Below are 20,999 nucleotides of genomic sequence, written 5' to 3'. Positions count from 1 at the left end.
TTATTTCTTGTTTGCTTCGATCACGCGAAGCACCTCGTTGTAAAATAGCGTCGCATCAAATTTGGTTAGATACGCGGCGGCTCCGGCCTCTTTGCTTTGCGCTTCGGTGTAGTCTTTGCTCAAAGACGAGTTAAATATAATAGGAATTCCCGCATACTTCGGGTCATCCTTGATCGTCGATGCAAACCGGTATCCGTCCATCTGCGGCATCTCAATATCGCTCAAGATCACCTTTAGGTGCTCGCCAAGCTTATCGCCGTACATCTCGTAAAGATCTTGTATTCTCTCAAGCCCTTCTATGCCGTCTTTTGCTTCGACCACTTTTAGACCCATTTTCTCAAGAGTATCTTTTACGAGCTTTCTAGCCGTCGAGCTATCGTCCAGCACTAGCGCTAGACCGTTTAAAAGCTTGTTTTGATCGATCTCGACTTCTATTTTCGGGCTATAAATGCCAAGCTCTTCGACGACGCTTTCAAGATCAAGTATAAGCAAAACTTCGTCGTTTTCGATGCGGGTTACGCCCGTGATCTTTCCTTTATCCAGCGTTCCGGCGTTTGAGGCGAAAGTTGCCGCCTCGATATCCGCCCAGCTTATGCGCCTGATACGTTTTGCCTCATGGACGATAAAACCTATCAAAATCTCGCTAAATTCGGCGATGATAACACGAGGCTTGATAGCTGAGTCTTTAGGCTCGTTTATCTGCATCCATTTAGCTAAATTTATCACGGGTATAACTACGCCGCGCAGGTCAAAAATCCCCTCGATATACTCGGGTACTCCGGGAAGCTCGGTCAAATTCGGCATCTTGATGATCTCGCGCACCTTAGAGACGTTGACGCCGTATATGCCCTCATATACCTTGTCTCCCGCCTGCTTAAAGATACGAAAATCAACAAGCTCCATCTCGTTTGAACCGGTTTTTAATGTGCCGTTGTTAAGCATTCTAAACCTTTACGCTCTTTCGAGCAAACTTAATATTTTGGCCGTATTCTACTACAAAATAGCTTTGCTTGCATGCAAAAGATGGAATATTTATATATTTTTGTTTACCTATCGTGTATTGTTCGCCTTGGTGATAGTGCCCCTCGATGACGACGTCAGCCTCGTAAAATGCGTTATATCGGCGCATTTTTGCTTCGACTAAATTCTTAAAATTAGGTATTTTATAATCTAAAATTTTTTGTTTAAGCTTATTTAAAATTTGTTTCGAGAGTCTAAAATTTAAAAATTTATCAAAAAAATTCATCGTTTTTAAAAACCATTTGACACGCAAAAATCTCAAAACATATTTTGAAACAAAGGGCAAAAATATATCTCCATGCGCGATAAGCACGCTCTGCCCGCACTCAGAGGCAAATTTAACCGGCTGAGCGCCGATAGGATAGGCTTTGACGTTTTTAAAAAGCCTTGCTAGGTTAAAATCGTGATTTCCCTCGAAATAATAAATTTCCATTTCCTCGCCCAGCTCGTCGATCGTGTGAATATATCGCTCGTAAAATTTGACAAAAAACTCGCACTCGCTAGCCAAAAAATCAAACATATCGCCCATCAAAAACAGCTGCGGCGTCTTTATCTCGCCGCTTTTCAACGCGCACAAAAAATGCCAAAAATTTTCGCGATTTTCGTTTTCGTGCGAGTCGGCGATAAAGATCGCGCCGCTTTTTACGACGATTTGCTCAGGCATCAAATTTTACTTTTTGCGGCATCAAATTTGCGACTATGGGTTTTAAATTTAGCGAGCCGAATTTGAAAAACTCGGCAAACGCCGTAGTTAAATTTAAAGGCTCAAATTTAGCGGCCGAGCTCGTAAATTTAACGGTTTTAAACACGCACATCGGCTTAAAATTTGATCGGTTTGTAGCTAACGGATACGATCTCGACGTCGCTTCTGCCGTTTGGCAAATTTAGCGCAACCTCGTCGCCCTCGCTCTTGCCGATTAGCTGTTTGGCTAGAGGCGAGTTGATCGAGATGAGACCGCGCTCTAGGTTGCTCTCAGGCGTGCCAACTAGCGTATAGGTCTTTTCCAGCTCTGTTTCTACGTCCATGATGACGACCGTGGAGCCAAATTTTACCTTATCGTGCTCATATTCGGTGGGATCGATTACCTTGGCGCGGCTTACTATGTCGCTAAGCTCGGCGATACGGCTCTCGATAAACGCCTGCTTTTCGCGCGCGGCGTGATATTCGGCATTTTCTTTTAGATCGCCGTGACTGCGCGCGATGTCAATCTCCTCGACGATATTGGGGCGCTCGACGGTCTTTAGATTTTTTAATTCGTTCGTGATTTTTTCATATCCGAAAAGCGTCATCGGTTCGGTCATTTTTTATCCTTTATTCGTTATTAAAATTTGCGCTACGCTAGCCGCAGAGCCGTGTTTTAGGTACTTTCGTAGTTTCTCGCAGCCTTTGATAAATTTCTCTTTATCGCAGCTCTCGTAGGCTTTTATTAGATTGCTCGGCGTTACTTCCTCTTGTAGCAGCTCCTCGTGCAGCGCCTCTTCGCCCATAAAATCAAACATTATATTTGCAAGCCCGATGTGGCGTAGTTTCACAAACATACGCGCGATCATTATGTCGATGGCTTTGGCTTTATAGGCTAGCACAAACGGCGTGCCCACGAGCGCGGCCTGCAGCGTCGCAGTGCCAGAGCAGATAAATGCAAACTCGCTTTGCAAAAGCGCGCGCGGCGCGTCCGTAACGAAGCTAAAGCCGCTCACGTCGCCGTAAATTTGCATATCGTTTGCCAAAAAAGGCGGCACGACGAGCAGTTTTTCTTTGTCTTTTATCCGGCTTGCCACCTCGCGAAAAATCGGCATCAACCGCGAAATTTCGGCACGGCGGGATCCGGGCATAAAAGCGATCTTACCGCTTTGCAAAAGCTCGTTTTTTCGCACTCGCAGCTCGTCAAGCAGCGGGTGTCCGACGTAGCGCGAGCGGTTGTAGTACATCCCGTCAAACGGCAAAATCGAAGCCAGATGATCGCAGTACGCCTCAACTTTTGCAACGCGTCCAGCCTTCCACGCCCACACCTGCGGCAAAATGTAGTAGGTCACGGGCGTTTTGATACCGGCCTCTTTGATCGCTTTGGCTAGCGGCAGGTTAAATGCTGGGCTATCGATGAGTAGCACTGCATCGCACTGCTCAGCTAGGCGAGTCATCTCTTTTACCGCGCGTTTTGCCTTAAAATAAAGCGGCAAAACCTCCACGAAGCCCATCGCGGAAAACTCCGAGCTTGGCATAAAAGGTTTGCCGAATTTCTCGTCAAAAATGCCTTTTAGTTCGCACTTTGGCAGGTGCTCTAAAACCTGCTCGAAGTGCAAATTTGCAGAAGCCTCTAAACAAGAAACGAGCAGCTTCACTGATTACCCTCAAAGTCTTCAGCTAAGTTTGCAAGCTCTCTAGCGCGCTCCTTAGTCATCTGTAGGTAACAATCGGCAGCCGTTACGGCATAAAGCGTACCCATAGGCGGCACAAACGGGCATTTGGCCTCTTTATAAGCCACCCATTTACGCTGGATATCTTTTAGCTTCTTTTTGTTTTCGTCGTTTAGCACGCTCATGGCTTTTTTGTAGTTTTGATTTAGGAGCTTATCTTGGATAGCAAATTCTGCATCTATACACTGTATCATGCCGGCAGTCGAGCTATCTTTTTGCATACACTCATCTACGCGCGCTTGCGATTCATCAAATTCCTCTTCCGAAGTTTCCTCAATGCTTGACGCAGGTTTTGCTTTGATCGCAAGATCTTGCGCACCGAAAACCAAACTCGCCGCAAGAGCAGCAAAAATAAATTTCTTAAGCATATTTTCTCCTTTAAATTTGATGAAGATTATCGCCTAAAACGGCTAAATAAACAATAAAATTTAAATTTATAAGTAAATTAGGATTTTAAAATTTGAAGGATAAGTGCGTAAATTTAAAAACCCAAAGCCCGCAGGCCTTGGGTTTAGGGGTTTTATTTAAAATTTAGATTCTTGACGTTCTCGTCTGTTTGCTTCATCTTCTCTGTCGGAACAGCGCCGATAGGCCATTTGTGTCCGATAGGAGCAGGTGCTGCAACAGGAGTAGCCACTTGAGTTAGCTTGATACTGATGCCGTAAGGAGCAAGCTCGTTTACTAGCTCGATTTGTCCTTGGCGAGCAACCTCTTTACATTGTCCGAGGATTCTAGCCGCCTCTTCGTCTCCGTGGAAGCCGTAGCTGTTTTCGCTAAAGCTGAAGTCCCAGCGGATTTGAGCTTTTCTGTGGTAAAGAAGCGTTTTTTCAAGAGCTTTGCTGATAGCCTCTTTTCTCTCTTTTTCATCGGCGATCGAAGCAAACTTCTCGTGTTTAGCTAGCTCGGCTCTTGCGACTTTGACGTCTTGGATGAAAGAAAGTAACGCATTTTCACAGTTTCTTAACTCGTAAGCGTGGCGATTTTGGATAAAGTTAATTCTATCTTTCAACTCTTGCTCGCTTTGAGGGTGGCAAGTTTTGCAAGATGCGGTTAAGTTGTTAAACGGAGTTACCATAAAGTGATCCGTGATCTTCTCCGATCCGCTTCTCTTATACGGAAGGTGGCAGTCTGCGCACGTTACACCGCTTCTGGCGTGAACGCTAGTCGAGAATAGCTCAGACTCAGGGTGCTGCATTTTGATAATTTTAGCGCCTGTATCTTTATGAATATAGTCGGATTTAAATCCATCCTCTTTAGCTAGCTGCTCGTCGTAGTATTGGTCGAAATTCTCGATTTTAAACGGCTCGCCTTTTTTCCATTTGCTCCAAGGGAAAACAGGAGTCGAATCCGCATTAAAGTAGTATTCTACGTGGCACTGCATGCACACCATAGTTCTCATCTCTTGTCTAGTTGCCTTTATGCCTTGTTTAGCGTCGGCCTCGTAGCCTCGCTCAACCATAGCATTTACCATAGCAGGTCTAGTTATTCTTAAGCTCATGTCATCAGGGTGGTGGCAGTCGGCGCAAGCCATACCCATATGCGAACCGCCGTGAGAGTCTTTTCCGTGTTTGCTAGCTACCATATCCATAACCTCTTTATAAGGCATAGAGTTCATCTTCGTCCAAGCTTGCTTCATCTTCGCGCCATTTTCTTTTACGTCGAAAAACGGCATAGGCTTAGTTGCGGCGGCGGTCGGATTTTCGCTTAGTTGCTTGTAGTCCGTATCTAACATCATAGCCGTAAGGTGTCCAGTGTGACAGTTTACACAGGTACCTTTTTGACCCTTAAACGCAGGCAAGCCGTGAGCATTCATATATTCCTTATCGTTTCTTTTCGTCTCGATTTGGTCTATTTGATTATAGAAGTGGGTTCTAGGCTTACTGTAATCCACGCCGAATACATACCCGTTCCAAAATACCGTAGCCGCAGGCCAGCGGATAATTTTACTATAAGGGAAAGAACCGCCGAAAGGAGTCTCTATTAGCTCGCTTCCGTTTGGATTTTCGTCGCTTTTATGCTCCATTTTTTTGAAGTCGTCAAGATGAGACGGGAAATTTTTACCCCATTTTTCAAAAGACGGCTCCGTTTCGCTAACTTTGTTTAGCATTAGCGGGTAAGCTTTTGACTCCTCTTTTTTATGAGCTATGTCGTTATAAAGAGCAAGTACGCCCGCACCGAGTGCAACGGCCACCAAAAAAGTAACCGCGTATAACAGTTTGTTATTTTTCATTATTCTCCTCCTGGAATTGTTTTAAAAGTTATGTGCGTGTCCGGCTTGTCTGTGACAAGATACGCATTTTAACGGCTCGTTGGCATTAGCATACTGCCCGTGTTTGCCCGGCAAGCTATCGCCTATAGCTCTTGGATCGACTGAATTTCTAGCATAATCCTTATGGCACTCTATACAATTGTTTTGTATGATTTCCTTTTGCTCATCGCTTGCAGTAAACGATACGGGATTATCCAAGAAAGTAAACGCATAACCGTGCAAGAAGCCGTATTTAGCTTTCGCCAGCCATTTGCTTACAAATTCTTTAGGCATGTGACAATCTATACACGTCGTAACGTGTTGATGTCCGCCCTTAGACCAGCCTTCATAGACTTGGTTCATGACGTGACAGTTTATACAGGCTTCGGGATCGCGAGTAAGATGCTGAGGACCATTAGCGAAAAAGAACGTAAAAATCCCAAATCCGCCCGTAAGCCCGATAACCGCCAGTAAAGCTATGACCCATTTAGACGCTTTTTTCTTTGCGTTTTCCATAATCGGCTTTCTAACCTCCTTTGTAAATTTAAATAAAACTTAACTTTATTTATCGGTCGGTATTTTATTATTAGTTCGCTTAAATTCTCATTTATTTTTCTAATATAATTAAAATTAAATCTAAAGCTTATTTTTATACTGTGTAAATATAACAGTAGTTGTTATCAGTTTATTATGATTGATTTCAATCTATTTCGGCATTATATACTATAGTATATTTACTACCTTAAATTTGAATAAAATTTAAAAACTAAAATATAAAGTAAACAATATCCAACATAGGCCAAAACTTTAAATTTAAATAATAAAAGCTATGCTAAAATCTTTTCTTTAAAAATTTGAAAGCTATGGGCTCGTCAAATTTGAGCTAATCGTCATAAAAAGGAATAAATTTGAAAGAAATTTTAATCACAAACGACGACGGATTCGAGGCTAGCGGCCTGCACGCTTTAGCTAGCGCACTAAGGGAGCTACCTGATACGCGCGTTATGATCGTAGCGCCGAGTACCGAAAAATCAGCCTGCGCACACTCTCTAACGCTTACTAGACCCCTTCGTTTCATCAAGCTTGACGACGATTTTTACAAACTCGACGACGCTACGCCCGCAGACTGCGTATATCTCGCGCTTCACGCGCTTTATAAAAGACTACCAGACCTCGTAATCAGCGGTATAAACCACGGCGCCAACGTGGGCGAGGATATCACCTACTCGGGTACGTGCGGAGCAGCTATGGAGGGCGTTTTGCAGGGCGTGCCTAGCATCGCGTTTTCGCAGTTTTATAAAAACGACAGTATCGAAAAACTAGGATTTTCGCTCGCGCAGCAAGCCGTCAAATTTATCGTTCCGCGCGTACTAAACGGCGAAATTTCCCTACCGCCGCGCCAGTTTTTAAACGTAAATATCCCCGCCGTCTCCGCCCGCGAATTTAGAGGCTACCGCATCGTGCCCGCCGGCAGACGCAGCTACGCCACGCACGCAATGCTCCACCGCAACCCTCGCGGCGTCGAGTACTACTGGCTCGGACAACCGTCAAATTTAGACTACGAGCAAAGCGGAGAGTCCGATATCAGCGTGCTTAGCGAGAGTTTCGCCTCGCTCACTCCGATCATGCTCGATATGACCGCGCACGCGAGCTTGCAGAGCCTAAAAACCGCGCTAAAGGATCAAATTTGAACGAGGAGATTTTGGATCAAAACGACCGATTTACGAGGTCTCGCTGGCTGTTTGGCGATGATTTTAAAAAGCTTCAAAATGCAAACGTACTGATCTGCGGCGTGGGCGGCGTGGGCGGAGTCTGCGCGGACGCGCTGGCTCGCGCGGGCGTGGGTAAAATCACCGTCATCGACAAGGATATTTTTGACATAACCAATCAAAACCGTCAAATTTACAGCGAAGCGGTCGGAGCCGTTAAGGTCGGCGAATTTGCCAAAAGATACGAGTGCGTAACGGCGCTGCAAGAGCTAATGACGCCCGAATTTATCGCAAATTTTGATTTCTCGCCTTTTGATCTCGTGATCGACGCTATCGACGACGTACCCGCCAAGATCGCGCTCGCGCTAAAAACGCACGAAAAGCTAATTAGCTCGATGGGCGGAGCAAAGCGCATCGATCCGACGCAGATCAAAGTCGCCTCCGTCTGGCAGACCTGCAACGATCCGTTTGCTAAAAAAATACGCACCGAGCTTAAAAAAGCAGGCTTTAAAGGTAAATTTGACGTCGTGTTTTCAACCGAGCTGCCAAGGTGCGTGAAACTGGGCAGCTTCATGGGCGTGACGGCGTGCTTTGGGCTAAATTTAGCCGCGCTGGCGGTAAAAAAAATTATCGGCGGCAGATAAAAATTAACCTTTTCGGACTACTCTATCTCAGCCGTTTTAGGCGCGTTTTTGAAATTTTATAAATTTTCGAGCTTGCGTTTTGGCTGAAATTTTGATCCACGACCTGATCCGCCGCCGCTTTCGCCCAGGCTTCGTCGAAGCTTTGTCTATTTAAATTTGCGCTGCTGGAGTAGAGCCAGTCAAATTGCCCCAAAAACTCCTCGTGAGCGCAATCTTTCACGACGCGCACGGCTCTAGCGTTCGGATACAAAAACGTCGTTTTCCTCGCACGACGCACTAAATTTTTAAATTTAGCGGGCACGCGAGCGAGATTTTTTAGCTCGCTAAGCTTCGCCGTCGTTATGAGGCAGGGTTTGTCCACCGCTCGGCGTTTGAGTGCGTTTATCTCGCGAAAATCCTTACTCAAAAACCCCGCCGTCGTATCCGTCTGCGCCAAATAGATCATCTCTCCTCCAAATTCAGGCCTTTTTCCTATCTTTAGCCAGCAAAAATATGCACGAGATAATGAGCGTAAAGCCCGCAAAATCAAGAAACACGAACTCCGTCCCCAGCCAAAAATAGGCAAACGCCGCCGCGCTCACCGGCTCGATGCACGCGATCATGCTCGCCCTGCTAGCGCCTATTATCTTTAACCCCGTCATGTAGAAGCTAAACGCGCATATCGTGCCCAAAATCACCACCGCGGCAAGCGCCGCAAAGCCGTCCGCGTCGCTCACGCCGCCAAGCCGCCAAACACGTGTATAAAGCGCAAGCGCGCCGCCGCCGATGACCATACCCCAGCCTAAATTTAACGCGACGGGGTATTTTTGATTTAGCTTCGTGGGGATGAGGCTATAAATCACGACGCCAAGCGCGCTAATTAGGCACCAAACCAGCGCCTCCGCGCTGATAACCAGCGAGCCAAGATCGCCGTGAGTGGCGAGCAGCACGACGCCCAGCACCGCGAAAATGAGCGCGATGAGCTCGACTTTTTTAGGCGCGCGCCGCTGTAAAAAGCAAACGACGGCAAGGATGAGCGCGGGCGCGGAGTACTGGATCACGGTCGCGACGGCGGCGTTTGAGAGCTCGACACCGCAAAAGTACGAATACTGTGTCATCATAAGCCCAAAAAACGCGTAGATGAGCAGCTGTGGCAAAAGCACGCGATCTTTTAGCGGAGCGAGGGCTAGGCGCGGCGAGCGAGCGATGTAATACGCTACCATCGCAAGCCCGGCGAGGCCTGGGCGGTGGGGCACGAGCCAGTCGGCGCTGACGCCTTTTTGCGTGAACAGATACTGCCCGCAAACACTGCTAAATCCCCATAATACGCCGCCAAGAAGCGTGATAAATACGCCAAAAAATTCGCTTTTTACTAGATTTTTCATTGCGCGATTATAGCTAAAAATTTCGGCCTAATCAATCTAACTTATTAATATCCAAAATCCTACGCCTAAAAAGGTCAAAATTCGCGTCGAGTTCGCTTTTGCGGTTTATAGAAATTTCTATAAATTCCCGCTCTTTTTCGATGCCGATGAATTTTCTCCCGAGTAAATTCGCCGCGATACCCGTCGTCGAAGAGCCGGCAAATGGATCGCAAATCACGCTATTTTCGTTGCTCGCCATCAATATAAGCCTTATCAAAAGAGAAAGTGGCTTTTGTGTAGGGTGCTTACCGCAAGCCTTTTCCCACGGCGCTATCGCAGGAAAGCTCCAAACGTCTTTCATTTGCTTATCGTCGTTTAACTTTTTCATCAGTTCGTAGTTGAAAATATGCTTAAATTTCTCGCTTTTTCTTGCCCAGATTATTTGCTCGGTGCTATGCGTGAGGTATCGGCAGCTGAAATTCGGCGGCGGGTTGGTCTTTTGCCAAGTGATGATGTTTAAAATTTTATAGTCTAACTTTTGCAAAGCGCGCCCAATCGAAAAAATATTGTGATACGTTCCGCTTATCATTACGCTACCGTTGTCCGTGAGCGTATCTTTGGCAAGAGCGAGCCATCTGAGATTAAATTTATCTATCTCGTCTATACCGCAACCCTTATCCCAATCGCCTTTATTTACGCTTACTATTTTTCCGCTTTGAATGCTAAGTCCGTCGTTTGAAAGAAAATACGGCGGGTCAGCAAAAATGAGGTCAAACTCTCCCTTAAATTTAGGCAAAATTTCAAAACAATCGCCTTTAAAAAGCTTAAAATCATCGGATAGCTTAAACATTTTTAAGCTCTTTTACGAAACAATGAAGCGTGGCAAGATTATAAATTTTAACGCTTTTGTAGGCCTCTTCAAGCTTGTTTTTAGCGGCACGCCAGCCCTGTCCGTCCGTTATCCAGACAAATTTATATCCGCTGCAAAGCGAGATTTTTTGCGCTATTTCGATGTAAGATCTTGCGATTTCATTTAGCTTCGAGCCGCCCGTGCTGTAAAAATTAGCTTCTATCAGATACGTTACGCCGCCCGCGGTTATAACGAAATCAAAAATCTTTTGATCGCTTCCTAAATTTAGAGCGAATTTTTTGCTACTAACTTCGGTTTGAAAGCCGATATTTTCACTCTTTTTAAGCAAAATAAAGAGTGCTTTGATACGCTAAATTTGCTCATAGCCGTTCGAGATAAAAATACGGACGTAGTCGCGGCAAGCAGCGAAATAACGAAGCTTGAAACATATTTTGAAAGTCCCGAAAAAATTTACGAGTTTTGCAAAGAAACGGGACTAGATAAAATTTTTATGGACGCAAAGATAAAGAATTTGCACGATTACGTGTTTGGTGTGGAAGTCGGACTCGATACGAACGCGCGGAAAAATCGCGGGGGCATAAATTTCTCTCGAACTATTTCAGAGTATTTTAAGAGTGAAAATATCGGTTTTCAAATCTTTTGATCCGAGCAAAAAATCAAGCGTATGAAGCTTGATAGAAACGGCTTTTAGATTTTTGCCGCATTTGTTAAAGTCGGTAAAGTAGCCAAGGCTCGCGTTCGTCTTTCTAAGCGAGCGTAAAAAGTCATCAAATTTCGTTAAATTTGGTTCCATAAAATTCCTAAATTTCAGTTTTCGGCTCGTCCGCGATCGTCGTTTTAAAATCCGCACAAACGAAGGCCTCCGCACCTAAAACAATCTCGCTGTTTTCGTAAGCCGCCCGGGCGATCTTACACGCTTCTTCTTTATTTTTCGCTTTAATAACTACTCTCTTCGCCGAGGTTTCGACGATCTCTACTTCAAATTCTTTCATTAAATTCCCATAGGAATTTTACCGATTTCGCTCTCTTTTTCGTATTGCTTTACGATATCTTCATAGCAAGCAAACTTTACCTTTTTGCTTATACTTTCATAAATACTATTTTTTAAAACGCCGTCAAATTGCTTTTTTCTTTGCAAATCGGCTACTATAAACATTTTGGCATTAAAGTCTTGAAGTTCGTAAAATTTATTTAGAGAGTTTTTAAAGTCGGTACTGTGTTCTACCTCATAAAACGCATCGGGCAAATTTCTGCGATTAAACCATATTGCATCGACGTTTTTTGCTTTATTTACGATGTTTTCATAGCTGAAGTTATAAATTTCTTTTAAAGTCGTTAATTCGGTTAATTTTTTATTAAGATAAAGCTTGTTTTTATCTTGCGCCGGTACATATGTCTGAAAATTCCTTAGATTCCCAATCTCTACGATAATACCTTGATAATATGCGTGAGTAAAACTCGGATTTATTCCGCTTTTATCGTCGCCGGTTTTGGCCGTATTTTGCGCCTCGAAGTCCTTAAGCCCCCAAAGCCCGGGTCTAATTTTATAAAATTCTTTATTAGTTTGCACTATACCTCTTATACTAGCAAACGGAGTTTTCGTCCCCCATTTGCTAGTATCGGTCTTAGCGTAAAGTTGCGAGAAAGTAGCCATACCGCCGAGATTAGCTAAAGCCTCTATAACGCATTGCTTTTGCGTCATCCAAGATACTCCTGCAAGCTTTTTACTTCCAGCGCGCTGCCGTCTTGTACGCTTTTTAGCGATTTGGCCGCCGCTAGAGCCGCCGACATCGTCGTGAAATACGGGATCTTAAATCGCATGATGTTTTGCCTGATTTTCTTGCCGTCCTCGCTGTTTGACTTGCTGTCGCTGGTGTTGATAACAAGCGCGATGTCGCCGTTTTTGAGCCTATCCTCGACATTTGGGCGGCCTTCGCTAATCTTATAGACAAACTCGCTCTCTACGCCCGCGTCATTTAAAATTTTATACGTTCCGCCGGTGGCGATGATTTTAAAGCCGAGGCTTATTAGCTCGCGCGCCAAATTTGCGGCGTATTTTTTGTCCGCGTCAGCTAGCGTCAAAAAGACTAGCCCGCTAGTAGGTAGCGAGTTGCTCGCAGCGATCTGGCTTTTTGCAAAGCTCTTTGCAAAATCACTTGATATGCCCATGACCTCGCCCGTACTTTTCATCTCAGGACCCAGGATTAGATCCGCGCCAGAGAGCTTGTTAAACGGAAAGACCGCTTCTTTGACGCAGACGTGGTTTTTCACGCGAGGCTTGAGTATGCCGCGCTCCTCGTAAACCGCGCCGTAGTTATCGTAAAATTTAAGCGCCTCGCGCAAATCGCCCTGCCACATCACGCGCGTGGCGACCTTTGCCATCGGCACGCCCGTCGCCTTGCTAACAAACGGCACGGTGCGGCTGGCGCGCGGGTTTACCTCGATCATGAAAAGTTCGTTCTCGTAGATGGCAAACTGGATATTCATAAGCCCCACGACGCCTAAATTTAGCGCGATGTCGCGGGTTTGGTTTTCTACCTTTTCGATCATCTGCGCGGTCAAATTTAGCGGAGGCAGTATGCATGCGCTGTCGCCGCTGTGGATGCCCGCCTCCTCGATGTGCTGCATCACGGCGCCGATATAGACGTCCTTGCCGTCGCTGATCGCGTCTACATCAAGCTCTACGGCGTCTTGTAAAAACTTATCGATCAGCACCGGCGAGTGGTTGCTGACTTTGACCGCCTCGCTCATGTATAGGCGCAGCTCCTCATCGCTGTGCACGCGTCTCATCGCGCGGCCGCCTAGCACGTAGCTAGGGCGCACGAGCACAGGATAGCCGATAGCAGCGGCCTTTTCTAGCGCCTCTTTTTCGCTTGTCGCAGTGTCATTTCGCGGCTGTTTGACGCCGATTTTAGAGATAAATTCGCTAAATTTCTTTCTATCCTCGGCAACGTCGATCGTGCGAGCGCTGGTGCCGATGATTTTTGCGCCCGCTATGCTTAGGCGTTTGGCGAATTTTAGCGGCGTCTGACCGCCGAAATGCACGATCACGCCGTCTGGGTTCTCATGCTCGATCACGGCTCTAACGTGCTCAAAATCAATCGGCTCAAAATACAAAATGTCGCTCGTGTCGTAGTCGGTGCTGACGGTTTCGGGGTTACAGTTGTACATTATGGTCTTTACGCCCATGTCGCGCAGCGCGTAGCTGGCGTGCACGCAGCAGTAGTCAAACTCTATGCCCTGGCCTATGCGGTTTGGTCCGCCGCCGATGATCATCACTTTTTTCTCTTTTTGCGCCAAATTTGAGCTCAAATTTGACTCTGCGAAATTTGACGAAAGACACGGCAGCTTCGTGATATTAGTTGTCGAGTAGAGGTACGGCGTGAGCGCCTTAAACTCGCCCGCGCAGGTATCAACCTCGTTGTATTCGAGGTTTATGCCCATTTTCTCGCGCGCAAAATATATATCGTTTTGACCCAGATCAAGGTTGTCTTTTAAATTTATCAGATGCGCGATCATCTTGTCCGAAAAGCCCATCGTTTTGGCCTCTCTTAGCAGCGGCTCGTCGTTTAGGATGTCCATATCGATGCGCTCTTCAAATTTAACTATCTGCCAAATTTGATCCAAAAACCACGGATCGATCTTGCTCATCTCGTGCACTTCAGCCACGCTAAGGCCGTCGCGAAACGCCTGCGCGACATATAAAATGCGGCTTTCGTTCGCGTTTCTAAGGCCGTAAATTAGCGCGTTTTTCTCCAAATTTACGAAGTTAAATCCGTAATAGTCCTTTTCCATCGAGCAAAGCGCTTTTTGGACGCTTTCCTTAAATGTCCTGCCGATCGCCATCACCTCGCCCACGCTCTTCATCGCGGTGCCTAGATACGGGTTTGCGCCCGGGAATTTCTCAAACGTAAAGCGCGGGATCTTGGTCACGATGTAGTCGATGACGGGCTCAAAGCTAGCAGGCGTGCCCGTGATATCGTTTTTGATCTCATCCAGGCTAAAGCCCACCGCTAGCAGCGTCGCGACCTTGGCGATCGGGTAGCCAGTAGCCTTTGACGCCAGCGCCGAGCTGCGGCTCACGCGCGGGTTCATCTCGATCACGATCATGCGGCCCGTTTTTGGACTTATGGCAAACTGCACGTTGCTGCCGCCCGTATCCACGCCGATCTCGCGTAAAATTTTAAAGCTAGCGTCTCGCATAGCCTGATACTCTTTGTCAGTTAGCGTAAGAGCCGGCGCAACCGTGATAGAGTCGCCCGTATGCACGCCCATGGGATCGAGGTTTTCGATCGAGCAGACAATGATGCAGTTGTCGTTACGGTCGCGGATGACCTCCATCTCGTACTCTTTCCAGCCCAGCAAGCTCTCCTCGACCAAAATTTCATGTATCGGGCTGGCGTCCAGGCCGGTTTGAGCTAGCTCTTTAAATTCGTCGATATTATACGCTACGCCGCTGCCTGCGCCGCCTAGCGTATAGCTAGCGCGGATGATGAGCGGAAAGCCGATATTTGCGGCTGCGGCTAACGCCTCGTCCATGTCGTAGGCGTACTGGCTTTGCGGCAGATCCATGCCGATCTTTTGCATCGCCTTTTTAAACTCCTGCCTATCCTCGCCCTTTTTGATCGCTTGAGGGTTGGCGCCTAGAAATTTGACGCCGCCTAGCATATCCGCCTCATGTAGCTGCATCGCGACGTTTAGCGCGACCTGACCGCCCATCGTAGGCAGTATGGCGTCGACTTTTTCTTTATCTATGATGCGCTTGATGCTCTCTTTGGTTATCGGCTCGACGTAGGTAGCGTCGGCGAAATCAGGATCGGTCATGATGGTGGCAGGGTTTGAGTTTATGAGCACTACGCGGTAGCCCAGCTGCTTTAGCGTCTTTGCAGCTTGCGTGCCGCTGTAGTCGAATTCGCACGCTTGGCCTATGACGATAGGGCCGCTGCCGATAAGTAAAACGGTGTTGATGTCGGTTCTTTTTGGCATTATTTTTCCTTTGTTACGACGTATAGATACGAGGGGATGGTTATATTTACGTAGGGCTTTACGGCCGCGCTTTTATATAGGCTCTCTTGGATCACGCCCGTGACCTTGCCCACTGAAATCCCGCTGAAAAATATCCCGTCAAGCCCGCTCGTGACGACCTCGTCGCCCTCTTTGGGACTTAGCCACTGGGGGATAAATTTCACCGTTATTCCGTCTTTGCTCCCGTGCGCGATACCCGGGATCTTTTCCTCGCCGATTGAAACGGCGAATATACTTTTTGGATCGTTTTGCAGCAAGGCCATTGGATTTCCATCCTTGCTCACGACGATACCAGCACTCTTGCCTTGATAAATGAGTCCGTAAATTTTAGACTCGTCGTAGCCGCTAAATTTATCCAGCCAGACCTTGTCGTAGTCACTGATATTTACATAGCTAAGAGCCCGTACGAGCTGGACTCTAGGCTCGTAGGCGGTCGAGTTTTTATCGACCAAAATTTCATTTAGCTCCTTTGCAAAGCTTGAAAGCAGAGCCGCCGATTTTTCTAGTTCGGCGTTTTGAGCGCGAAGTTGCTTTATCTCCTCGCGTTGCCTAAAATGCTCGTTTACGCCGTCTTTTACAAATTTGACCGCGTCGTCGTAGGCGACCACTACGCGGCTATTTAAATTCACGACATAGCCGGAGATCAGCGCGCCTCTATCAAGCGAAAAAAATACCAGCGCGCCGATAAGAGCGACGAATAAAATTTTACTCTTCATTTACGAGTTGTTGTAAAAATTTAATCTCCTCAAGAGCCTTGCCGGTGCCTCTGGCTACGGCTAGCAACGGATCGTCAGCAACGAAAACTGGAAGTTTTACGATATCACTTAGATATTTATCAAGGCCGCGGATCAGCGCGCCGCCTCCGGTCAGTACGATACCGTTTTCTACGATATCGCCGGCAAGATCGGGCGGCATCATCTCAAGCACGGTTTTTAGGGCGTCGGCGATCTCTTTTAGCGGTTCGCGCATAGCCTCGCGCACGTCTTCGCTAGTTAGCTCCACGCGGCTTAGCAGACCGCTGATTTGGTCGCGGCCTTTTACTACGATACTAAGCTCCTCAGGCAGCTGGATCGCCGAACCGACGGAGATTTTGATATCCTCGCCCGCACGCTCGCCGATTAGGAGGTTGTATTTTTCTTTTATGTAGTTTACGATGCTCATGTCGATTTTATCGCCAGCGGTGCGGATAGACTTGCTGATGACTAAACCGCCTAGAGACACTACCCCGATCTCGGTCGTACCGCCGCCGATATCGACGACTAGATTACCTTGCGGTTCGCGTACCGGTAAATTTGCTCCGATAGCAGCAGCCATCGGCTCCTCGATCAAAAATACCTCTCTAGCTCCCGCGCTTAGCGCACTCTCGCGTACGGCTTTACGCTCGACTTGAGTTAGGCCGTAAGGCACGGAGATGATGATGCGAGGGCGCAAAAAGCTTTTTCTGCGGTGAGTTTTTTCGATAAAATAGCGGATCATTTTTTCAGTCATATCAAAATCCGCGATAACGCCGTCTCTCATCGGACGGATCGCCTCGATATCGCCAGGAGTTTTACCAACCATCTCTTTTGCCTCGTGTCCGACGGCTAATATTTTTTGCTTGCCGTATTTTTCGCGTTGTACCGCGACGACCGACGGTTCGTTTATGATGATACCCTTATCTTTTACTAGAACTAGCGTGTTTGCCGTGCCTAGGTCGATACCCATATCACTTGAAAAAAATCCTATTAGTTGGTCTAAAATCATCTGTATCCTTATGCGCTTATTTTATTGTTTTTTACGAAAATCGGTTTTTCTTTACCGTTTACGACCTCTTTGGTGATCACCACGTCGTAGCCCGCAAGCTCCGGCAGTTCGTACATTATATCAGTCATCACCTCTTCCATTATGCTTCGTAGCCCTCTGGCTCCCGTTTTTCGCTCAATGGCTAGCCTTGCGATCTCTTTTAGTGCCTCGTCGTCAAATTTCAAATTTGCCCTATCTATCGCGAAAAGCTTTTGGTATTGCTTCAAGATCGCGTTTTTAGGCTCGGTTAAAATTCTCACCATATCATCCTGCGTAATTTTATTTAGCGTAGCGACCACGTGAAGTCTGCCGATTAGCTCCGGGATTAGTCCAAAATGCACCAAATCGTCGCTCTCAAGCGCGTCTAGCAAATTTTCCTTGTCATCTTTTGAGCGTTTATCTTGACCAAAGCCCAGCACGTTTTTACCGATCCTTCGCTCGATGATGTCGGCCAGGCCGTCAAACGCACCGCCGCAGACAAAGAGGATATTTGAGGTGTCTATCTGGATAAATTCCTGATTAGGGTGCTTTCTGCCGCCTTTTGGAGGGATATTTACGAGACTGCCCTCGATGATTTTTAAAAGCGCCTGCTGTACGCCCTCACCGCTCACGTCGCGCGTGATCGAGCGGTTTTCGCTCATTCTGGCGATTTTATCTATCTCATCGACAAAAACTATGCCCTGCTCGGCGCGCTTTACGTCGCCGTCTGCAGCTTGTAAAAGGCGAGTTAGGATATTTTCCACATCTTCACCGACGTAGCCGGCCTCAGTTAGACTAGTCGCGTCGCAGATGGCGATAGGCACGTCTAGAAATTTAGCCAGCGTCTGTGCCATCAGCGTTTTGCCGCTGCCGGTAGGCCCCACGAGCAAGATATTTGATTTTGAGATCTCCGTATCATCCTCGATCTCGCCTTTTCTAAAAATTCTTTTGTAGTGGTTATAAACGCCGACGCTAAAGACCTTTTTGGCCTTATCTTGACCGATAACGTAGTTATCTAGCACCGCCTTTAGCTCTTTTGGAGTTAAATTCGTATAGTCTTTGTCGGTTTTGTTTTCAGGAGTTGATTCTTGCAGGCTCGTATCGCCGCAAATCATATTATAAGCGGCATTCACGCAGTATTCGCAGATGAAAGCCTTATTGTCCAAATCCGCAAAAAGGCGTCTATCGTTTGACTCCGTCTCGCCGCAAAAATTACATTTTCTCGCCATTATTCTCTTCCTTTTGCTAATGGGATACCGCGCTTGGTGCTTAGTATAAATTCGCACATTTTTCGCACCTGTTCTATCTGTGCGCCCGCTAAAAGCTCGCTAGCCGCTGCTTTTAGATCCCCGCTTTTTCTAAATAAAAATTTATACGCCCTATTTATCTCTTCGACCGTGTCTTTATCGAATCTTCGTCTGATACCGACTAAATTTAAGCTTCTGATATAGGCTCGGTTGCCTTCAGCCAGGCAAAACGGCACGACGTCCTGAGATAGCGCGCTAGCGCCCGCGATCATGCAGCTCTCGCCGACTCTCACGAACTGATGTATCGGCGTCATACCACCCACGACGCTGTAGTCTCCAAGCTCCACGTGACCCGCCAGAGTCGCGTTGTTTGCTAGGATGACGTTATTTCCTATGATACAGTCGTGCGCGACGTGGCAGTAGGTCATGATAAATGCGTTATCGCCGATACGCGTGATCCCGTCGCCTTTGTGCGTGCCCGAGTTTATCGTACAAAACTCGCGGATTGTCGCGTTTTTGCCAATACGAACGCCAGTGTTTTCCTCGGCGCGGTAGCTCACGTCCTGCGGGATGTCGCCCACGATGGCGTAGCTGTAAATTTTACCGCCATCGCCGATATGCGTGTCGCCCACGATCCTAGCGCCTTGTTTTACGAGTACGCCGTCGCCTAACACTGCGTCCTTGCTGACGTAGGCATAGGCCTCGATTGTTACGTCCTCGCCGATCTTCGCGCCGTCCTCGACGACGGCTTGCGGATGGATATTTCTCATTTTGGCTCGCTTATTTATCTACGATCATAGCTTTTAGCTCGGCTTCGCACGATAGCGTGCCGTCCACATAGGCTTCGCCTTTTAGCACCCAGATATTGCCTTTTGTTTTTAGCACTTCGAGGCGGTATTCGAGTCTGTCGCCGGGGCGTATCGGATGGCGAAATTTCGCTCCGTCGATGCTCATAAAATAAACGACCTTATTTTCGATACCCGCCTGATGCTCGTCGTTCATGCTCTTAAACGCGAGTACGCCGCCTGCTTGCGCCATACCCTCGATGATCATCACGCCAGGATATATCGGGTGGCCGGGGAAGTGCCCCTGAAATACTGGCTCGCCGATCGTGACGTTTTTGTACGCGACGATGTGTTTGGCAGGCTCGAGCTCGGTAACTCGGTCGGTGAGTAGAAAAGGATATCTGTGCGGGAGTATTTTTTGGATTTCAACGATGTCGATCACTTTAAACCTTGTGAGTAAAATTTAAAGCCGATTTTAGCCAAATTTTGCTAAGAAAAAGATTATTGATTTGGCCGGGCAAAATTTAGCTGCTAAATTTTCGCGCCCGCTTTTTATCTCGAGCGCGCTAAATTTAGCTCAAATTTGCGCTACCAAAACCTCGCGACTATCGTTATAAAGCTCGTCTTTGACGTAGATTTCGTATCTGCCGGCGCGAATTTCATCCAGCACGATTATAGGATTTTGGCTAAATTCTCCGCACAGCTCGCGGCGGATTTCCAGCTCGCGCGAAACCTCGATAGGCCCTCTACAAAGCTCGTTTACGCTAGTGAAATTTTCGCCTGAAAGCTCGTTAAATTTGGCTAAATTTAGCAGCATCACGCCGTCTCGTAGCTCGTCGCAAATTTGAGCCGCCTCGCTCACGCTAAATTTGACGTTTTCGCGCTTAAAATGCGAGTAGAGCAAAAAATACGACGGCACGACCGAGCCACCAAATTTGACGTAGGCGCGTAGCAGGCGGTAGTTTAGAAAATATTTTCGCGATAGATGAAACGGCGCGCCAGCAGCCTCGCACTCGCGCACCTTTTCATAAAGCTCCAGCCGCTCCTCGATGCCGCCTGGCATCACGCGCCCGCCCACCTCGCTCATCAGCTCGCTAAGCGGCAGTTTTTGCGCCTCGCGCTGTTTGCTGAGCCCAAAAATACAGCCGCAGTAGTTTTGATGATAGAGTTTATCTTTTTTGGGCAAGCTCAAACTGCGCGTTCGTACCGCCGCCCGCGCGGTAGTCCACGGCAAAGGTTTCAAGGCCGTATTCGCTGGCTGCTTTATCTAGCGCGGCTTCTAGCTGCGAGAAGTCCTTTTTCGGGCTCATTAGCAGCGTCGTGGTGATCGATTTTTCGCCTAGTTCGCGCGCTTTTTTAGCCGAATTTCCCACACGAAAATCAAAGCAATAAGCACAGCGCTTGCCCTTTTCAGGCTCGTTTTCAAGCCCCTTTGCGCCCTCTAGCCATGCCTCGTATTCGTATTCGCCGCAGATGAGCTCGACGCCTAGCTTTTCGCAGCTTCTTTTTACGTCGCGAAACCTCATCAAAAACTCGCTGTACGGATGGATATTTGGGTCGTAGAAATAGCCGATGAGACGCTCGTGCGGGCGGTCGGCGCGTAATCTTTGCAAAAAATAGTGGCTGTCGACCGAGCAACAAATATGAACTAACATTATAATTCCCCATAAATGACGGATTTTAGAATAAATTTTTCTATACCCGCCGCAGTCACGGACGACCAGTCCGCTCCTTTGCGGGCAAGAAAAATTTATTTAAACTACGCCTATTTTGTCTTGAATAATTTTTGCCGATTTTACTAAATTTAACTGCAAATTTGATTAAAGTTGAGTGGTTATAAATTTTAGAATTTTCAAGGTGCGGGTCTCGGCGACTCAAATTTATAAACTTGAACGTAAAACGATAAGGCGAAGTATCGCGAGATGATTTTT

Annotated in this window: 24 protein-coding genes and 1 pseudogene; 3 read left to right on the top strand and 22 right to left on the bottom strand. The window is 47.1% G+C overall.

Annotation, left to right across the window (positions count from 1 at the left end; translation table 11 throughout):
* The 8 genes from H740_RS01960 to nrfH form a co-directional block, all read right to left on the bottom strand.
* On the bottom strand, positions 1-942 hold the full coding sequence (locus tag H740_RS01960) for a chemotaxis protein (protein ID WP_002950729.1): 942 nt from the start codon (positions 940-942) through the stop codon (positions 1-3).
* Between the two features lies 1 nt (position 943).
* Positions 944-1,684 carry a UDP-2,3-diacylglucosamine diphosphatase gene (locus H740_RS01955; protein ID WP_002950727.1) on the bottom strand — a complete coding sequence of 247 codons (741 nt, stop codon included), beginning with the start codon at positions 1,682-1,684 and terminating at the stop codon, positions 944-946.
* Positions 1,677-1,829: a hypothetical protein gene (locus H740_RS11630; RefSeq protein ID WP_156318379.1), complete on the bottom strand. Its 153-nt coding sequence runs from the start codon at positions 1,827-1,829 to the stop codon at positions 1,677-1,679. Before H740_RS11630 ends, H740_RS01955 begins: the two co-directional genes overlap by 8 nt.
* Positions 1,830-1,839: 10 nt before the next feature.
* Positions 1,840-2,322, bottom strand: coding sequence for a transcription elongation factor GreA (gene greA, locus H740_RS01950; protein ID WP_002950723.1), 483 nt, complete (start codon positions 2,320-2,322; stop codon positions 1,840-1,842).
* A 3-nt stretch (positions 2,323-2,325) separates the two neighbouring features.
* The gene (gene lpxB / locus H740_RS01945; RefSeq protein WP_002950721.1) at positions 2,326-3,360 is read right to left on the bottom strand and encodes a lipid-A-disaccharide synthase; all 1,035 of its coding nucleotides are present in this window, start codon (positions 3,358-3,360) and stop codon (positions 2,326-2,328) included.
* A complete protein-coding gene (locus tag H740_RS01940; protein ID WP_002950719.1) occupies positions 3,357-3,803 on the bottom strand; it encodes a lysozyme inhibitor LprI family protein in 447 nt (148 codons plus the stop codon). Before H740_RS01940 ends, lpxB begins: the two co-directional genes overlap by 4 nt.
* 152 nt (positions 3,804-3,955) lie before the next feature.
* Positions 3,956-5,665 (bottom strand): ammonia-forming cytochrome c nitrite reductase subunit c552, encoded by a 1,710-nt coding sequence (locus H740_RS01935; RefSeq protein ID WP_002950717.1) that lies wholly within the window; start codon positions 5,663-5,665, stop codon positions 3,956-3,958.
* A 21-nt stretch (positions 5,666-5,686) separates the two neighbouring features.
* Positions 5,687-6,199, bottom strand: a complete 513-nt coding sequence (gene nrfH / locus H740_RS01930; protein WP_002950715.1) for a cytochrome c nitrite reductase small subunit — start codon at positions 6,197-6,199, stop codon at positions 5,687-5,689.
* A 392-nt stretch (positions 6,200-6,591) separates the two neighbouring features.
* On the opposite strand from nrfH, the gene surE reads away from it, so the two are divergent.
* Together surE and H740_RS01920 are read left to right on the top strand one after the other, a co-directional pair.
* Entirely contained in the window at positions 6,592-7,374 is a 783-nt protein-coding gene (gene surE, locus H740_RS01925; protein ID WP_002950713.1) for a 5'/3'-nucleotidase SurE, read from the top strand.
* A complete protein-coding gene (locus H740_RS01920; RefSeq protein WP_002950711.1) occupies positions 7,371-8,036 on the top strand; it encodes a tRNA threonylcarbamoyladenosine dehydratase in 666 nt (221 codons plus the stop codon). Before surE ends, H740_RS01920 begins: the two co-directional genes overlap by 4 nt.
* Before the next feature lie 22 nt (positions 8,037-8,058).
* Here the strand turns inward: H740_RS01920 and H740_RS01915 are convergent, their stop codons facing one another.
* From H740_RS01915 to H740_RS01900, 4 genes are read right to left on the bottom strand one after another with little or no spacing between them, the layout of a single operon-like run.
* Entirely contained in the window at positions 8,059-8,481 is a 423-nt protein-coding gene (locus H740_RS01915) for a hypothetical protein (protein ID WP_002950710.1), read from the bottom strand.
* Positions 8,482-8,494: 13 nt separating this feature from the next.
* Positions 8,495-9,400, bottom strand: coding sequence for a DMT family transporter (locus H740_RS01910; protein WP_002950708.1), 906 nt, complete (start codon positions 9,398-9,400; stop codon positions 8,495-8,497).
* Between the two features lie 31 nt (positions 9,401-9,431).
* Positions 9,432-10,229 (bottom strand): DNA-methyltransferase, encoded by a 798-nt coding sequence (locus tag H740_RS01905; RefSeq protein ID WP_002950707.1) that lies wholly within the window; start codon positions 10,227-10,229, stop codon positions 9,432-9,434.
* Positions 10,222-10,578, bottom strand: a complete 357-nt coding sequence (locus tag H740_RS01900; protein ID WP_002950706.1) for a DpnII family type II restriction endonuclease — start codon at positions 10,576-10,578, stop codon at positions 10,222-10,224. Before H740_RS01900 ends, H740_RS01905 begins: the two co-directional genes overlap by 8 nt.
* 27 nt (positions 10,579-10,605) lie before the next feature.
* Here H740_RS01900 and H740_RS01895 point away from each other — a divergent pair, with 27 nt between their 5' ends.
* A complete protein-coding gene (locus tag H740_RS01895) occupies positions 10,606-10,893 on the top strand; it encodes a type II restriction endonuclease (RefSeq protein WP_231679294.1) in 288 nt (95 codons plus the stop codon).
* Here the strand turns inward: H740_RS01895 and H740_RS01890 are convergent.
* The 10 genes and pseudogenes from H740_RS01890 to H740_RS01845 all read right to left on the bottom strand — a co-directional run bounded on the left by H740_RS01890 (position 10,849) and on the right by H740_RS01845 (position 20,723).
* On the bottom strand, positions 10,849-11,043 hold the full coding sequence (locus H740_RS01890) for a DpnII family type II restriction endonuclease (protein WP_002950704.1): 195 nt from the start codon (positions 11,041-11,043) through the stop codon (positions 10,849-10,851). The genes H740_RS01895 and H740_RS01890 overlap by 45 nt on opposite strands.
* A gap of 7 nt (positions 11,044-11,050) precedes the next feature.
* Positions 11,051-11,242, bottom strand: coding sequence for a DpnD/PcfM family protein (locus H740_RS01885; protein WP_002950703.1), 192 nt, complete (start codon positions 11,240-11,242; stop codon positions 11,051-11,053).
* A complete protein-coding gene (locus H740_RS01880) occupies positions 11,242-11,952 on the bottom strand; it encodes a hypothetical protein (protein WP_002950701.1) in 711 nt (236 codons plus the stop codon). Before H740_RS01880 ends, H740_RS01885 begins: the two co-directional genes overlap by 1 nt.
* A complete protein-coding gene (carB, locus tag H740_RS01875) occupies positions 11,949-15,236 on the bottom strand; it encodes a carbamoyl-phosphate synthase large subunit (protein WP_002950699.1) in 3,288 nt (1,095 codons plus the stop codon). Before carB ends, H740_RS01880 begins: the two co-directional genes overlap by 4 nt.
* The gene (mreC, locus tag H740_RS01870; RefSeq protein WP_002950697.1) at positions 15,236-15,991 is read right to left on the bottom strand and encodes a rod shape-determining protein MreC; all 756 of its coding nucleotides are present in this window, start codon (positions 15,989-15,991) and stop codon (positions 15,236-15,238) included. Before mreC ends, carB begins: the two co-directional genes overlap by 1 nt.
* The gene (locus H740_RS01865; RefSeq protein ID WP_002947212.1) at positions 15,981-17,018 is read right to left on the bottom strand and encodes a rod shape-determining protein; all 1,038 of its coding nucleotides are present in this window, start codon (positions 17,016-17,018) and stop codon (positions 15,981-15,983) included. The genes mreC and H740_RS01865 overlap by 11 nt, the downstream gene beginning before the upstream one ends.
* An 8-nt stretch (positions 17,019-17,026) precedes the next feature.
* Positions 17,027-18,265 carry an ATP-dependent Clp protease ATP-binding subunit ClpX gene (gene clpX / locus H740_RS01860; protein WP_002950695.1) on the bottom strand — a complete coding sequence of 413 codons (1,239 nt, stop codon included), beginning with the start codon at positions 18,263-18,265 and terminating at the stop codon, positions 17,027-17,029.
* A complete protein-coding gene (lpxA, locus tag H740_RS01855; protein WP_002950694.1) occupies positions 18,265-19,053 on the bottom strand; it encodes an acyl-ACP--UDP-N-acetylglucosamine O-acyltransferase in 789 nt (262 codons plus the stop codon). Before lpxA ends, clpX begins: the two co-directional genes overlap by 1 nt.
* 10 nt (positions 19,054-19,063) lie before the next feature.
* Positions 19,064-19,510 carry a 3-hydroxyacyl-ACP dehydratase FabZ gene (gene fabZ / locus H740_RS01850; RefSeq protein WP_002950693.1) on the bottom strand — a complete coding sequence of 149 codons (447 nt, stop codon included), beginning with the start codon at positions 19,508-19,510 and terminating at the stop codon, positions 19,064-19,066.
* 135 nt (positions 19,511-19,645) lie between these two features.
* Positions 19,646-20,723, bottom strand: a pseudogene (locus tag H740_RS01845) (epoxyqueuosine reductase QueH).
* Positions 20,724-20,999: the final 276 nt, after the last annotated feature.

The organism is Campylobacter showae CC57C, assembly GCF_000344295.2.
In the GTDB taxonomy this organism is placed as follows: Bacteria; Campylobacterota; Campylobacteria; order Campylobacterales; family Campylobacteraceae; genus Campylobacter_A; species Campylobacter_A showae_B.
This window is presented reverse-complemented; position numbering and strand designations above follow the sequence as displayed.

Coding starts and splice junctions, on each gene's coding strand:
- greA (WP_002950723.1), bottom strand. CDS start 2,322: ATGACCGAACCGATGACGCTTTTCGGATATGAAAAAATCACGAACGAA.
- H740_RS01865 (WP_002947212.1), bottom strand. CDS start 17,018: ATGATTTTAGACCAACTAATAGGATTTTTTTCAAGTGATATGGGTATC.
- H740_RS01880 (WP_002950701.1), bottom strand. CDS start 11,952: ATGACGCAAAAGCAATGCGTTATAGAGGCTTTAGCTAATCTCGGCGGT.
- H740_RS01885 (WP_002950703.1), bottom strand. CDS start 11,242: ATGAAAGAATTTGAAGTAGAGATCGTCGAAACCTCGGCGAAGAGAGTA.
- mreC (WP_002950697.1), bottom strand. CDS start 15,991: ATGAAGAGTAAAATTTTATTCGTCGCTCTTATCGGCGCGCTGGTATTT.
- H740_RS01915 (WP_002950710.1), bottom strand. CDS start 8,481: ATGATCTATTTGGCGCAGACGGATACGACGGCGGGGTTTTTGAGTAAG.
- H740_RS01955 (WP_002950727.1), bottom strand. CDS start 1,684: ATGCCTGAGCAAATCGTCGTAAAAAGCGGCGCGATCTTTATCGCCGAC.
- H740_RS01910 (WP_002950708.1), bottom strand. CDS start 9,400: ATGAAAAATCTAGTAAAAAGCGAATTTTTTGGCGTATTTATCACGCTT.
- H740_RS01935 (WP_002950717.1), bottom strand. CDS start 5,665: ATGAAAAATAACAAACTGTTATACGCGGTTACTTTTTTGGTGGCCGTT.
- H740_RS01960 (WP_002950729.1), bottom strand. CDS start 942: ATGCTTAACAACGGCACATTAAAAACCGGTTCAAACGAGATGGAGCTT.
- H740_RS01905 (WP_002950707.1), bottom strand. CDS start 10,229: ATGTTTAAGCTATCCGATGATTTTAAGCTTTTTAAAGGCGATTGTTTT.
- lpxA (WP_002950694.1), bottom strand. CDS start 19,053: ATGAGAAATATCCATCCGCAAGCCGTCGTCGAGGACGGCGCGAAGATC.
- clpX (WP_002950695.1), bottom strand. CDS start 18,265: ATGGCGAGAAAATGTAATTTTTGCGGCGAGACGGAGTCAAACGATAGA.
- nrfH (WP_002950715.1), bottom strand. CDS start 6,199: ATGGAAAACGCAAAGAAAAAAGCGTCTAAATGGGTCATAGCTTTACTG.
- carB (WP_002950699.1), bottom strand. CDS start 15,236: ATGCCAAAAAGAACCGACATCAACACCGTTTTACTTATCGGCAGCGGC.
- H740_RS01890 (WP_002950704.1), bottom strand. CDS start 11,043: ATGGAACCAAATTTAACGAAATTTGATGACTTTTTACGCTCGCTTAGA.
- H740_RS01940 (WP_002950719.1), bottom strand. CDS start 3,803: ATGCTTAAGAAATTTATTTTTGCTGCTCTTGCGGCGAGTTTGGTTTTC.